Source organism: Caldibacillus thermoamylovorans (genome assembly GCF_000751775.1).
GTDB lineage: Bacteria > Bacillota > Bacilli > Bacillales > Caldibacillaceae > Caldifermentibacillus > Caldifermentibacillus hisashii.
The window spans coordinates 20,771-34,604 of sequence record NZ_CCRF01000012.1; the positions used below are offsets into that span (position 1 = coordinate 20,771).

16 protein-coding genes are annotated in these 13,834 nt (G+C 38.0%); 15 read left to right on the plus strand and 1 reads right to left on the minus strand.

Features of this window, described 5'->3' with window-relative positions; all coding sequences use genetic code 11:
* Positions 1–171 precede the first annotated feature (171 nt).
* From BT1A1_RS01945 to BT1A1_RS18410, 10 genes are all read left to right on the plus strand, one after another.
* Complete coding sequence (locus BT1A1_RS01945; RefSeq protein ID WP_034767547.1) at positions 172–783, plus strand: DedA family protein; 612 nt, start codon at positions 172–174, stop codon at positions 781–783.
* Positions 784–824: 41 nt separating this feature from the next.
* Positions 825–1,658, plus strand: coding sequence for an undecaprenyl-diphosphate phosphatase (locus BT1A1_RS01950; RefSeq protein ID WP_034767549.1), 834 nt, complete (start codon positions 825–827; stop codon positions 1,656–1,658).
* 469 nt (positions 1,659–2,127) lie between these two features.
* Positions 2,128–2,823, plus strand: a complete 696-nt coding sequence (locus BT1A1_RS01955) for a response regulator transcription factor (protein ID WP_034767551.1) — start codon at positions 2,128–2,130, stop codon at positions 2,821–2,823.
* A complete protein-coding gene (locus tag BT1A1_RS01960) occupies positions 2,820–4,256 on the plus strand; it encodes a sensor histidine kinase (protein ID WP_034767553.1) in 1,437 nt (478 codons plus the stop codon). The genes BT1A1_RS01955 and BT1A1_RS01960 overlap by 4 nt, the downstream gene beginning before the upstream one ends.
* A gap of 667 nt (positions 4,257–4,923) precedes the next feature.
* Complete coding sequence (locus BT1A1_RS01965) at positions 4,924–5,649, plus strand: DsbA family oxidoreductase (RefSeq protein WP_034767555.1); 726 nt, start codon at positions 4,924–4,926, stop codon at positions 5,647–5,649.
* 341 nt (positions 5,650–5,990) lie between these two features.
* A complete protein-coding gene (locus tag BT1A1_RS01970; protein ID WP_051988954.1) occupies positions 5,991–7,304 on the plus strand; it encodes a methyl-accepting chemotaxis protein in 1,314 nt (437 codons plus the stop codon).
* A 63-nt stretch (positions 7,305–7,367) separates the two neighbouring features.
* Positions 7,368–7,544 carry a hypothetical protein gene (locus tag BT1A1_RS19185; RefSeq protein WP_231553259.1) on the plus strand — a complete coding sequence of 59 codons (177 nt, stop codon included), beginning with the start codon at positions 7,368–7,370 and terminating at the stop codon, positions 7,542–7,544.
* Between the two features lie 48 nt (positions 7,545–7,592).
* Complete coding sequence (locus BT1A1_RS18400) at positions 7,593–7,943, plus strand: hypothetical protein (protein ID WP_156103144.1); 351 nt, start codon at positions 7,593–7,595, stop codon at positions 7,941–7,943.
* The gene (locus tag BT1A1_RS18990; protein ID WP_197057054.1) at positions 7,906–8,100 is read left to right on the plus strand and encodes a hypothetical protein; all 195 of its coding nucleotides are present in this window, start codon (positions 7,906–7,908) and stop codon (positions 8,098–8,100) included. The genes BT1A1_RS18400 and BT1A1_RS18990 overlap by 38 nt, the downstream gene beginning before the upstream one ends.
* Before the next feature lie 273 nt (positions 8,101–8,373).
* Positions 8,374–8,568 carry a hypothetical protein gene (locus BT1A1_RS18410; RefSeq protein WP_152641478.1) on the plus strand — a complete coding sequence of 65 codons (195 nt, stop codon included), beginning with the start codon at positions 8,374–8,376 and terminating at the stop codon, positions 8,566–8,568.
* A 74-nt stretch (positions 8,569–8,642) separates the two neighbouring features.
* Here the strand turns inward: BT1A1_RS18410 and BT1A1_RS19410 are convergent, their stop codons facing one another.
* Entirely contained in the window at positions 8,643–8,768 is a 126-nt protein-coding gene (locus BT1A1_RS19410; protein ID WP_268753562.1) for a hypothetical protein, read from the minus strand.
* Between the two features lie 205 nt (positions 8,769–8,973).
* Between BT1A1_RS19410 and BT1A1_RS01975 the strand changes: the two genes are divergently transcribed.
* The 5 genes from BT1A1_RS01975 to BT1A1_RS01995 all read left to right on the plus strand — a co-directional run bounded on the left by BT1A1_RS01975 (position 8,974) and on the right by BT1A1_RS01995 (position 13,511).
* Positions 8,974–9,522, plus strand: coding sequence for a helix-turn-helix domain-containing protein (locus BT1A1_RS01975; protein ID WP_034767557.1), 549 nt, complete (start codon positions 8,974–8,976; stop codon positions 9,520–9,522).
* Positions 9,523–9,732: 210 nt separating this feature from the next.
* A complete protein-coding gene (locus BT1A1_RS01980) occupies positions 9,733–10,845 on the plus strand; it encodes an ABC transporter ATP-binding protein (RefSeq protein ID WP_034767559.1) in 1,113 nt (370 codons plus the stop codon).
* The gene (locus BT1A1_RS01985) at positions 10,835–11,641 is read left to right on the plus strand and encodes an ABC transporter permease (RefSeq protein WP_034767561.1); all 807 of its coding nucleotides are present in this window, start codon (positions 10,835–10,837) and stop codon (positions 11,639–11,641) included. The genes BT1A1_RS01980 and BT1A1_RS01985 overlap by 11 nt, the downstream gene beginning before the upstream one ends.
* On the plus strand, positions 11,641–12,441 hold the full coding sequence (locus BT1A1_RS01990) for an ABC transporter permease (protein ID WP_034767564.1): 801 nt from the start codon (positions 11,641–11,643) through the stop codon (positions 12,439–12,441). The genes BT1A1_RS01985 and BT1A1_RS01990 overlap by 1 nt, the downstream gene beginning before the upstream one ends.
* Entirely contained in the window at positions 12,438–13,511 is a 1,074-nt protein-coding gene (locus BT1A1_RS01995; protein WP_034767566.1) for an ABC transporter substrate-binding protein, read from the plus strand. The genes BT1A1_RS01990 and BT1A1_RS01995 overlap by 4 nt, the downstream gene beginning before the upstream one ends.
* The last annotated feature ends 323 nt before the right edge of the window (positions 13,512–13,834 follow it).

Sequence of the window (13,834 nt, forward strand, 5' to 3'; positions counted from 1 at the left end):
GATTAAAAAAGTGTATGTATCGTGCCAAAGATGTCATATAATCATGCTGTTGGGTTCTATGGATTAAATACGTACTAAGCGCGATTTTGAAAGATTATCTAAGCTAAATATCATACTTATGTAGTTGGACAATAAAATAAAATATGGACATGTTTATAGAGGTGGATAAAAATGGAAAATTGGATTACCGGTTTTATGGAACAATTCGGTTATTTTGGTGTATTTTTATTAATATGTTTGGAAAATGTATTTCCTCCTATACCATCGGAGGTCATTCTTACTTTTGGCGGTTTTATGACGACAACAACCAATCTGACTGTGCTTGGTGTTATTTTTGCTGCGACAATTGGATCGGTCTTCGGTGCCGTTATTTTGTATGCGCTCGGTCGTTGGCTAGATGTTGAAAAAATTGAACGAATTGTCGACAAATGGGGTTATCTCTTACGGGTGAAAAAAGAAGATGTTGAAAAGGCGGACCATTGGTTTCAAAAATATGGCTATTGGACTGTTTTTTTCTGTCGGATGGTTCCGTTAATACGTAGTTTGATTTCAATTCCTGCCGGGATGGCACATATGAACTTTCCGTTATTTTTATTTTTTACAACAGCAGGAACGATTATTTGGAACTCCATCCTTGTCACACTTGGAGCAAAACTTGGGGAATCTTGGGAAAAAATTGTTGAATACATGGATATTTATTCGAACATCGTTTATATGCTGATTGCAATAGCGATAATTGCTGTTATCATTTACTTTATCCGCCGTTCAAAAACCCAAAAATAAAGAAAATAAGTTACATATTATGTGATGAAGGAGAATATTTCATGGATTTTCTTATGTTTTTAAAGACGATTATTTTAGGAATGGTTGAAGGATTAACAGAATTTGCACCGGTATCTTCAACCGGACACATGATTATTGTTGATGATCTTTGGCTACAATCAAAAGAGTTTTTAGGTGGACAATATGTAGCCAATACATTTAAAGTTGTAATTCAATTAGGTTCGATACTGGCCGTCGTTGTTGTCATGAAGGATCGTTTTTTGGACTTATTGGGACTGAAGAAGAGATCCTTTAAGATTGGGCAAAAATCAACCGGTCACCTGCGACTTACCCATATAATAGTAGGAATTTTACCGGCCGGGATTTTGGGCGTCCTTTTTGAAGATATCATTGATGAAGTTTTGTTTGGCTATCAGTACGTTGTATATGCATTGATTGCCGGAGCGATTTTAATGATTTTTGCCGATAAATTCAGAGCCAAGCGACCAGCAGCGGAGACGGTCGATCAAATCACATACAAGCAAGCATTATTGATTGGTTTGTTTCAATGTTTATCGTTATGGCCGGGCTTTTCCCGTTCAGGGGCAACAATTTCAGGCGGGGTTTTAATGGGTCTCAGTCACCGAGCTGCAGCGGATTTTACATTTATTATGGCTGTACCGATTATGGCCGGGGCAAGTCTCATTTCGCTAGTGAAAAATTGGCAATATTTTTCCATCGATGCTTTACCGTTTTTCATTGCCGGCTTCATTAGTGCATTTATTTTTGCATTAATTTCAATTCGTTTCTTCTTAAAACTAATCGATCGTATTAAACTTGTACCGTTTGCCATTTATCGAATTATCTTAGCGGTCCTTTTACTATTTTTAGTATAATAAAAAAACAGCGGTAATGAATTTCCGCTGTTTTTTAATATAGTGATACCGCTTGTGTAGGATCCTCGTAGATTCAATGACAAAATGATAAAAAAAGAAGGGGCTGCTGAAATGAACAAACAAGTCCATTCCGGCAGCCCAAAATCTATATTAAAAAGGAAGGAGAGCCTTGATGTTTTTTATTGTAAGGGTTAAATATGAAAAAACTATGAACAAACTATTAAGCAATCATTAAAAATAAAAAAGACAGTTACTAAAGCGTTATTTGTATGAATTCACCTTGTTTTGAGCCTATTGAAATCGTCATTTGGGTGCCACTTGTAAATCTGAACTTGTGATTTCTTCCATTCAGTCATCTCTTTGGCTGGAAAAAATATTTTTTGAAACTAGTATAAAAAAAGTTGATATTTCTGCTCACTCGTTTTAATTTTGATAGTAAGAGTAAAGGTGAAAAGTGGAGCTGATTAAAATGAAAGTTCTCGTAATAGAAGATAATGAAAATGTTTGCTCAATGATTGACATGTTTTTTATTAATGAAGGAATTAATGGAACGTTTGTCCATGACGGGAAAGAAGGTTATGAGCGAGCCATGGCGGAAGATTGGGATTTGCTGATTATTGACTGGATGCTGCCGGGAATGGACGGGGTGACGATTTGCCGAAAAATTCGTGAGGAACAAAATAATGTACCGATAATTATTTTGACTGCAAAGGATTCCGAGTCTGATCAAGTACTTGGGCTTGAGATGGGGGCGGATGATTATGTGACAAAACCGTTTAGTCCACTGGCATTAATGGCTCGTATTAAAGCGGTAATGAGAAGAGCCCAATATACGACTCAGGGGGAAGTTCCAAAAGATGTAGTGCAAACGAAGCATTTTAAGGTTAATAAAGAAACAAGGGAAGTCTGGTTAGATGATGAGCAGATCATGAATTTGACACCAAAAGAATTTGATTTATTAATATTCTTCCTTCAACATCCGCGCCAAGTCTTTTCAAGGGAACAAATATTAGACCAAGTTTGGGGTTATCAATTTTACGGCGATGAGCGAACAGTAGATGTTCATATTAAGCGATTAAGAAAAAAACTGGGAAAAGAAAATCAACCCTTTTTTCATACAGTATGGGGGGTTGGTTACAAATTTGATGAGCTGGTGGACAAATGAAAGTAAAATATATGTATCAACAAATGCTCAGCCATCTCGGTATTATTACTGTTGCCTTCCTCATTTTAAGCTTGCTCGTATCTCAATATGTTGAATCGCTCGTTTATAAAAATAAAGAAGAAGAATTGATTTCCTACGGGGAACAAATTTTAAAAGACTTAAATAATAACTTTTTAACAGATACATTCACATTAAATGATTATCAAGACGTTTTGAAAAAGAGAAACATATATTTAACGATGTTTGATTCAAACGGGCAAATTGTTTATCCGATTGATAATAGAAATTTGCAAATTCAATTTACTGAAAAAGAATGGGAACAAATTTCGCAGGGGAAAAGGGTAGTGGTCAATGTTGATTTTAACCGTTTTGAACAGGCGGTATCCCTTGTGATTCTCCCTTATAAAAAGGGCGACTATTTATTAGGCGGAATTTTGTTAACAGCTCCCGTCAGCGGAACCCGGGAGATGATTCAAGAGTTTAACAGCTACTTGATCATAACGGTATGCATTGCTTTAGGTATCTCTTTTATCATCAGTTGGTTTCTTTCCAAAATTCATGTACGACGGATTAAACAGCTGCAAAAAGCGACATCTGCGGTTGCACGCGGCGATTACAATGTAACGGTACGCGATTCTGATTTTGATGAAATCGGGGAATTGGCCAGTGATTTTAATAAGATGGTGGGGAAATTGAGAAAGTCGATGGATGAGATTGAAAGTTTGGAAAATCGCAGGCGGCAGTTCATGGCAGACGTATCCCATGAAATGAGAACACCGTTAACGACGATTAGCGGTATCATTGAAGGGTTACGAAACAATATGATCCCTGAAAGTGAAAAGGAAAAAGGACTGGCACTTGTCAGCCAAGAAACGAAACGATTGATCCGGTTAGTCAATGAAAACTTGGATTATGAAAAAATTCGTTCCAACCAAGTGAAATTAAATAAGGAAGAGATTGAACTCATTGATGTTTTTGAGATTATTAAAGATCAGTTAGCGATTCAAGCGGAAGAGCGAAATGACGAAATCGTAGTGGATGTGGAAAACGATACAATGGTTTATGCCGACTATGATAGACTTGTGCAAATTTTGCTAAATATTACCAAAAATAGTATTCAATTTACCGAAAACGGCTTAATTACCCTTCGCGGGAGAGAGGCTGCCGATAGTACCGTCATTGAAATTGAAGATACCGGTATCGGCATTGACCCGAAAGACGTGGAAAATATTTGGCATCGTTTTTACAAAGCGGATATATCAAGAAAAAGCAATCCTTTTGGTGAATTTGGCCTCGGCTTATCTATTGTAAAGCAGTTAGTTTTACTGCATGACGGAAAAATTGATGTAAAAAGTGAAAAAGGAAAGGGAACGAAATTTACCATTTGGTTGCCGGTCAAACCAAATAAGCCCCTTTTAAAAGCTGAGGAATAGATTGTGGCCGGTAAAATCAAGTAGCTCGTTTTTAAAATCAGAGGAATAGAATGTTGCGGGTAAAATTAAGTAGCTTACTTTTAAAATCAAAGGAATAGATAGTGGTCGGATTAATCAAGTAGTTCACTTTTAAAATCATACGAATAGATTGTGGTCGGTCAAACTAAGTAGGTTGTGTTTAAAATCAGAGGAATAGAATGTTGCGGGTAAAATTAAGTAGCTTACTTTTAAAATCAAAGGAATAGATAGTGGTCGGATTAATCAAGTAGTTCGCGTTTAAAACCAAACGAATAGATTGTGACTGGTCAAATCAAGTAGCTCACTTTTAAAATCACATGATTAGTACCAAAAAGCTGAGTGGGTTTTTTGCGGAAATTTTGCACAAAATAGAGATATACGGGAAAGTTTTTCTGCAAAATGGACAATTTAGAGGTACTTGTCCTATTAACAATGCCGGTTTTGTCATGTTATTTAGTCTGGTACCTTTTGCCGTGTGGTCAATTTTCATGTATATGCTTTTTTATTCAGTCTTGGCCCTTTTACCAAGTTTCGTATGTATTATGCACGTGCCCCCGGTGCAGATTATTTTTTGCACAAGAACAGGTATGGTAAAATAAATTCACTGTTGGAAAAAGAATCAACAAGAATAGGAAAATGAGGTGCCGAAATGAAAATAGAAGTTTGGTCGGACTTTGTCTGTCCGTTCTGTTATATAGGAAAAAGACGGTTAGAAATGGCGTTGGATCAATTTCCCTACCGTAATCAAGTGGAAATCGTGTTTAAAAGCTTTGAACTCGACCCGAATGTTGAAACGAATGATTCAATCACCATTGACCAAGCAATAGCGCAAAAATACGGAATCTCAGTAGATGAAGCCAAAAAAACAAATCAAAATATTATTGATCAGGCAGCTTCGGTTGGGCTAAATTACGATTTTTCTTCCATGTCGCCAACCAACACGTTTAAGGCTCATCGTTTGGCCAAATTTGCCGAAAAAAAAGGCAAGCTTATGGAGATGACGGAAAGATTACTCAAATCTCATTTCACCGAGTCAGGGCGAATTGATGATACGGATAAATTAATCCAGCTGGCAGAAGAAGTCGGATTAAATAAAAATGAAGTGAAAGAAGTTTTGGAAAGTGATCAATTTTCCAATGAAGTACGTACAGACGAAATGGAGGCACAAATGTTGGGCGTCCGCGGCGTTCCATTTTTTGTCATTAATCGAAAATATGCCATTTCCGGTGCTCAGCCGACAGAAGTTTTCACAAATGGATTACAGAAAGCTTGGGAAGAGGAACATTTGAGTACAAAATTTCAGCCGCTTGGCAGTGAGGAAGCTGCCAACTGTACTGCGGACGGGTGTGAGCTTCCCGATAAAAACGAAATATAAACAGGAAGGACTATCGCCAAAGAACAAAGCGATAGTCTATTTTTTTAAGAAAGTACAAAATTTCGTCACATCCACATTGCTCACACTGTGGCAGTTTTTAGCGTGGTAGTGATGAGTCGCCTAATGACAATGAGTCATTTGACCTAGTGCGAAATTACTGAAAAGCTATTGTTGGAAAAGCGAAAAGCGCTTAAAATGGAAATTAAGAACCAAATCCGTATCTATGAATATTGCATCGTATGAAAGTCGACAAGACGACTGCTACTACATAATTTGTCCGATCACGTATATCATATTTTATTTGCTTGGTTTAAAAAAGAAGAATATTGGAGGAATGAACAGTGATAAAGTTTTATCGTAATTTAAAGTTTCGTACCAAGTACCGGATTGCTTTGGCAGGTACGATCATCATATTCTTGATCGCTTCAACAATTGTTGGTATAAATCTATTTCATATTCGTTCAGGGATCGATAATCCGGAAATTCAAGCCCAATTAGCCGGTCTGTCTAATATGTTAATTATTTCCGTCATCATAGCGGCGTTAATCGGTGTTGTTCTTCTACACTTGATCAGCAGGGGTATTGAAAGCAGTCTTAAAAAGGTTGCAACGGCGGCAGATGAAATTGCAAACGGGAATTTGCAAATAGCTGATATCAAAATTACTTCAAATGATGAAATTGGTCAATTAGGACAAGCTGTAAACACTTTGAAAAATAATTTGAATACTATGATTACCCAAATTAACTACGTGTCAAACCTGGTGGCAGATAAAAGTAAATTGCTGAAAACGGGTGCTGAAGATATCAAAGCCGGAAGCGAACAAATTGCCACTACGATGGAACAATTATCTGCCGGATCCGAAAGCCAAGCATCATCTGCAAATGACCTTTTTGAAAAAATGCAAGAATTTATGGAAACGATTGCGAATGTGGTGTATAAATCACAGGATGTAAAAAACATTTCTGAAAATATGGTTAATATTACGAATGAAGGAAGTCAAAATTTAGAAGTAACGTCACAAAAAATGGGCGAAATCAATAAAAAGTTTAATCAATCATTGCAAATGGTAAAGGGTTTGAATGAGAAAATTAAAAATATAAACCAGTTGATCGTGGTTATTAAAGAAATCGCTGATCAAACAAATCTCTTGGCTTTAAATGCATCGATTGAAGCGGCACGGGCAGGCGAACACGGTCGGGGGTTTGCCGTTGTTGCCGATGAAGTCAGAAAACTGGCCGAACAAGTCAATGCTTCCATCAGTAATATTAATGTCATTTTAAAAGATATTCAAGATGAGTCGAAAAATGTACTTGGATCATTAGAAGAAGGCTATCAATTAGTGGACGATGGTACAGGACAAATGAAGAAAACCGGAGAAGTATTCCAATTAATGTTCGAAACAATAAATAAGGTTGTTGATCAAATCGAGGCGATGTCAAATTCATTATACGATGTTATTGATGATGCCCACCCGATTAGCAATTTACTGGAGTCTATTGTTTCAGTTACACAAGAGTCCGCTGCCGGGATAGAAGAGACTTCAGCAAGTGTACAGGAATCAAATCAATCGATTAAAAACATCCACAGCCATACACTGGAATTAGAAAAAGAAGTAAGTAATCTAAAAGGTGTAATTCAAGAGTTTAATATCTAACTTGAGTTTCGCACCTTAGGAGACTAATAAATCGATTAGGCCCGTTCTCGTCGCCGTTTTTGGGTGAGAAATGCTTGTTTTTGGCGACGAGACTTGTTCTCGTCGCCGTTTTTGGTTGAGAAAGCTTCTATTTTGACGACGAGATCCTTTCTCGTCGCCGTTTTGGGTAGAAAAATCCCTAATTTTGACGACGAGACTCGTTCTCGTCACCGTTTTTGGTTGAGAAAGCTTCTATTTTGACGACGAGACTTGTTCTCGTCACCGTTTTTGGTCTAGAAATGCTCAATTTTGGCGACGAAACCCGTTCTCGTCGCCGTTTTGGGTAGAAAAAAGCTTAATTTTGGCGACGAAACCCAATCTCGTCACCACTTTTGGGTGAGAAATGCTTGTTTTTGGCGACGAGGCCCGTTCTCGTCGCCATTTTGGGGTAAAAAACTCACTTTTTTGACGACGAGGCCCGTTCTCGTCGCCACTTTTGGTCTGGGAAGCCTCTATTTTGACGACGAGACTCGTTCTCGTCACCGTTTTTGGTCTGGAAATGCTCAATTTTGGCGACGAGATCCTTTCTCGTCGCCGTTTTGGGTAAAAAAAATCCCTAATTTTGACGACGAAACCCAATCTCGTCACCGTTTTGGGTAGAAAAAAGCTTAATTTTGGCGACGAGACCCAATCTCGTCACCACTTTTGGTTGAGAAATGCTTGTTTTTGGCGACGAGATCCTTTCTCGTCGCCGTTTTGGGTTGAGAAAGCTTCTATTTTGACGACGAGACTCGTCCTCGTCGCCACTTTGGGGTAAAAAACTCACTTTTTTGACGACGAGACTCGTTCTCGTCATCGTTTTTGGGTGAGAAAGCTTCTATTTTGACGACGAGACTCGTCCTCGTCGCCACTTTGGGGTAAAAAACTCACTTTTTTGACGACGAGACTCGTTCTCGTCACCGTTTTTGGTCTAGAAATGCTCAATTTTGGCGACGAGATCCTTTCTCGTCGCCGTTTTGGGTAAAAAAATCCCTAATTTTGACGACGAAACCCAATCTCGTCACCGTTTTTGGTCTGGGAATGCTCAATTTTGGCGACGAGACCCTTTCTCGTCGTCGTTTTGGGTAGAAAAAAGCTTAATTTTGGCGGCGAAACCCAATCTCGTCACCACTTTTGGTTGAGAAATGCTTGTTTTTGGCGACGAGGCCCGTTCTCGTCGCCACTTTTAGGTGAGAAAGTCTCATTTTTGACGACGAGACTCGATCTCGTCACCGTTTTTGGTTGAGAGAGCTTCTATATTGGCGACGAGATTCATTCTCGCCACCCATCCGTCTCAAATAAATCTGTCCTCAAGCGCAATCAACCTTCACCAGAAACATTCGCTCTTATTCGTCCTTCAGTAAAAATGTCATGCCCATTTGAACCGAATTTTTTCAACGAGTCGATTTTGTAAAAGAAAAAGATTGCAACTCCATGAAAAGCCATGATAATTCCTTCAGCAAAAACCTCATGTCCGTTTGACCCAAAATTTTTTTTACAATGAATCTATTTTATTGAAGAAATGTATTGCAAGCTATGAAAAATCATGTATAATAGAAAACTGAATTAGTAAACTTTATGTTTATAAATAGAAAACTTTCTTTACAAAAGGTTTAGTTTTGGTAAACACTAATTTAAATGAGGTAATGTGATGAATCGGGGAATTGGTAAGAAAATCAAAAATTTACGTTTGAAAAAGGGATTGACACAGGAAGAACTTGGTGAACGGACCGATTTAAGTAAAGGGTACATTTCCCAGATCGAGCGAGACTTAAGTTCACCGTCAATCGAGACGTTTTTCGACATCTTAGAAGTGCTCGGTTGTTCACCTAAAGAATTTTTTGATGATAAGGATAATGGTCAAAAAGTGGTCTACGGGGAAGAAGACCAAACCGAGTATATCGACGAAGAAAATGGCTACAAAATTCAGTGGCTTGTACCGGAGTCGAATGAAAATGATATGGAACCGATTATTTTAACCCTCGAACCAAATGGGAAATTTAAAGAGTTTGAACCATCGCTTGCGGAAACGTTTATTTACGTTCTTAAAGGAGAAATAGCCGTGCAGCTGGGGAGAACGACTTATACAGCGAAGGAAGGGGAATCTGTTTATTTCTATGCTTCCAATGAACACCAAATTTTCAATCATCATGATGGGGTTTCAAAAATTTTACTAGTTGCCACCGATTCTTACTTATAAAAATCAAGTTTGGTGGCATTCGCGAGACCACTGAAGAAGTGCTAAAATCACTTGCTTAACACCATATTTAGATGTAACTTTGTGGTCTATCCTACTATATATTGAGTGAGTGAACTTATTCGAATTGTTTTTCAGTGGCCCCGGCATTCACTTGGTTGAAGTTTCATTTATAAAATAGCCTAACGTAAAAAACATAAAGGGGGAGCACCAATGACTGAGCAACCGATTATCCGCTTTGAAAATGTAACAAAACAATATGATGATGACCCACCAATATTGGATAATGTAAGTTTTGAAATGGAAAAAGGAAAGTTTTATACCCTTCTTGGTCCATCCGGATGCGGTAAAACAACGATTCTTCGGCTTATTTCCGGATTAATTGAGGCAACGAGCGGGAAAATTTATTTTAAAGATAAATTGATTAACCATGTTCCCGCCAATAAACGGCAGGTGAATACCGTATTTCAGGATTATGCCCTTTTCCCGCATTTGAATGTTTATGAAAATGTCGCTTTCGGCCTTCGTATTAGAAAAATGAAAAATGACGAAATCGATAAAAAGGTCCGAGAAGCTCTTCGTTTTGTAAACTTGGTAGGATTTGAAAACCGGGAAATTAAAGAAATGTCCGGTGGTCAAAGGCAGCGGGTAGCGATTGCCCGTGCAATTGTGAATGAACCGGAAGTCCTGCTTTTGGACGAGCCCCTTTCTGCACTGGATTTGAAACTTCGGACAGAGATGCAATATGAATTACGGGAACTACAACAACGGTTAGGCATTACTTTTGTTTTTGTAACCCATGATCAGGAAGAAGCTCTGGCGATGAGTGACGAAATTTTTGTTATTAATGAAGGGAAAATCCAACAAAAAGGAACACCGAGGGATATTTATGATGAACCGATTAACCGGTTTGTTGCCAATTTTATCGGGGAATCGAATATCATCAAAGGAAAAATGATACGCGACTTTTTGGTGGAATTTGACGGTAAACAATTTGAATGTGTTGACCAAGGTTTTAGCCCCAACGAGCCGGTAGAAGTTGTTATTCGCCCGGAAGATTTAGAGATTACCACTCCGGACCGGGGGAAACTAAATGTAAAAGTGGACACAGTATTATTCCGTGGTGTTCATTATGAGCTATGCAGTTATGATGAAAACGGCAATGAATGGATCATCCATTCGACAAAAAAAGCAGAAATTGGAGCGGAAATCGGCCTTTATTTTGAACCGGAAGCGATTCATGTCATGAGATTTGGGGAAACGGAAGAGGAATTTGATGCAAGACTAGAAAGCTATGATTCCTATGGTGATAAAGATGCAGACTAGAAGCCGAAACTTTTACCTCATTCCTTATGTGATATGGATTGCAATATTTGTGATTATGCCGATTCTGCTCATTGTTTATTATTCATTTTTGGATATTCACGGGAATTTTACACTGGCAAATTACCAAAAATTTTTTACACCGGTTTATTTAAAAATGACATTAAGTTCATTTTGGTATGCCTTGTTAATTACCGCTGTATCTTTGCTTGTGGCCTATCCAACCGCCTTTTTACTAACTAGGACAAAATATAAACAATTATGGTTGTTGTTAATTATTTTGCCTTCCTGGATTAATCTATTGTTAAAGGCTTATTCGTTCATCGGGATTTTTGGAACATACGGTTTTGCTAATGCCCTTTTGGAAGTGTTTGGTATTGGCAAAAAGCAAATTTTATTTACGGATTTCAGCTTTATCTTTGTTTCTGTTTATATTTTTATTCCGTTTATGATTTTACCGATTTTTAATGCATTGGATAAATTAAATCCGTCGTTCATCGATGCCTCGAGGGATTTAGGGGCTTCCGGTTGGACAACTTTTCGTCGGGTGATTTTCCCGTTAACGTTTGATGGTGTGAAGTCCGGATGTCAGGTCGTATTTATTCCAGCCCTTAGTTTGTTCATGTTAACAAGACTTATTGCCGGAAACCGGGTGATTACATTAGGTACAGCTGTGGAACAACATTTTCTCGTTACACAGGACTGGGGCATGGGTTCGACCATTGCAGTGTTCTTAATTATTAGTATGGTGATTATTATGTTGCTAACCGGGAATAAAAAGCGTGGGGGTGTCGGGTGATGAAGAAAAAGAGTCTATCCACCATTTATTTAACAATTGTTTTTTTGATTTTATACGCCCCAATCTTTTATCTAATGTATTATTCATTCAACAGCGGCGGGAAAATGTATGAATTTGAAAGCTTTTCGTTGGAATGGTATAAAGATTTATTTCAAAATACCCGCCTGTTAATTATTGTTCTAAATACAATTATTATTGCGCTATTATCATCTGCTATTTCTACGATTTTGGGTACAATTGGTGCAGTCGGGATTTGGCATTTGAAAAAAAGACAGACGAAAAATGTTTTATTATCGTTAAATAATATTTTAATTGTTAGTCCCGATGTTATCATCGGTGCGTCTTTTTTAATCATGTTTACTATAGTCGGAATTAAGTTGGGATTTTCATCTGTTCTTTTATCTCATATTGCTTTTTCTGTTCCGATCGTCGTGATTATGGTTTTACCGAAGTTACAAGAAATGAGTTCAACCTTGATTGATGCAGCCAAGGATCTTGGAGCGAGTAATTTTAATGTGTTAACAAAGGTGATTTTACCGTATATTACACCGGGTATTTTTGCAGGATTTTTCATGGCACTAACTTATTCATTGGATGATTTTGCGGTTACCTTTTTCGTAACTGGTAATGGCTTTTCCACATTGTCCGTTGAAATCTACTCGATGGCACGACAAGGTGTTTCATTGACCATTAATGCATTGTCAACGATCTTGTTCTTGTTTACGATATTACTTGTCATCGGCTATTATTTCATTTCAAAACGGAATGGTCGAATCATCGGATTGGGGGCAAGAAAATGAAAAAATTAGTTCAAACATTTGCTGTTATTTTCATTGTTTCCTTTGCCCTCATGTTTTGGGTTCAACGTCTAAATGCTTCTGAAGGTTATGCAGGCGGAAACACAATAACGGTGTACAATTGGGGTGAGTATATCGACCCGGATTTAATTAAACAATTTGAAAAGGAAACAGGAATTAAAGTGATTTACGAAACCTTTGATTCGAATGAAGCGATGATGGTGAAGATTCGCCAAGGGGGAACGTCATACGATGTAGCGATGCCGTCCGAATACGCAATTCAAAAAATGAAAGAAGAAGGGTTGTTGCTTAAACTTGATCAATCAAAGCTGCCGAATTTGAAAAATATTGATGAACGGTTTTTAAACCTACCCTTCGATCCGGATAATGAATATTCTGTTCCTTATTTTTGGGGGACGGTTGGGATTGTCTATAATAAAAAAATGCTTGGTGATCGTACCTTTGATAGCTGGAATGACCTGTGGGCTGACGACTTAAAAAATCAAATCTTACTTGTTGACGGAGCTCGTGAAGTCATTGGCTTTGGGTTAAACAGTTTACATTACTCGTTAAATGATAAAAATAAAGTTCATTTACAAGAAGCAAAGGATAAATTAGTAAAGTTGCAACCAAATATTAAGGCAATTGTTGGCGATGAGATCAAAATGTTGTTGGTCAATGAAGAAGCACCGATTGGCGTTATTTGGTCCGGGGACGCAGCGGACATCATGTGGGAAAATGAAAACTTGGACTATGTTGTTCCGGAAGAAGGCTCCAATCTTTGGTTTGACAATATGGTCATTCCGAAAACATCTAAAAATATTGAGGGAGCTCATAAATTTATTAATTTCATGTTGGATGCGGAAGTTGCGGCACAAAATGCGGAATATGTCGGTTACTCGACCCCGAATAAAGCCGCCATGTCCATTCTCCCAGAAGAGACGGTTTCCGATGAGCGGTTCTATCCTTCACCGGAACTGACGGATCGGCTTGAAGTGTATGAAAATTTAGGGCAAGATATGCTTAGCTACTATAATGATCTTTATCTTGAATTTAAAATGCATACAAAATAAAGAAGGTAAGAGTGGTAAAAGGGTCTTAATAAATGGAGCACGAAACTGTCCAAGAGGGCGGTTCTATTGGGCAATTTTTCGTAAAAAAAGTACGGAACTGTCCAAGAGGGCCGCTCTTTTGGACAATTTTTTTTAAAAAAAGTACGGAACTGTCCAGTAAAATCGCTCTATTGGACAATTTTCCTTCCAAAAGCCCGAAACTGTCCAATAGAAGGGTTCTCATGGACAAAAAAAGAGGTCAATCAGGAAAAATTGTCCAATAGAAGGGTTCTCATGGACAAAATGGAGTCTCAATCAGGAAAAACTGTCCAATAGAACGGTTC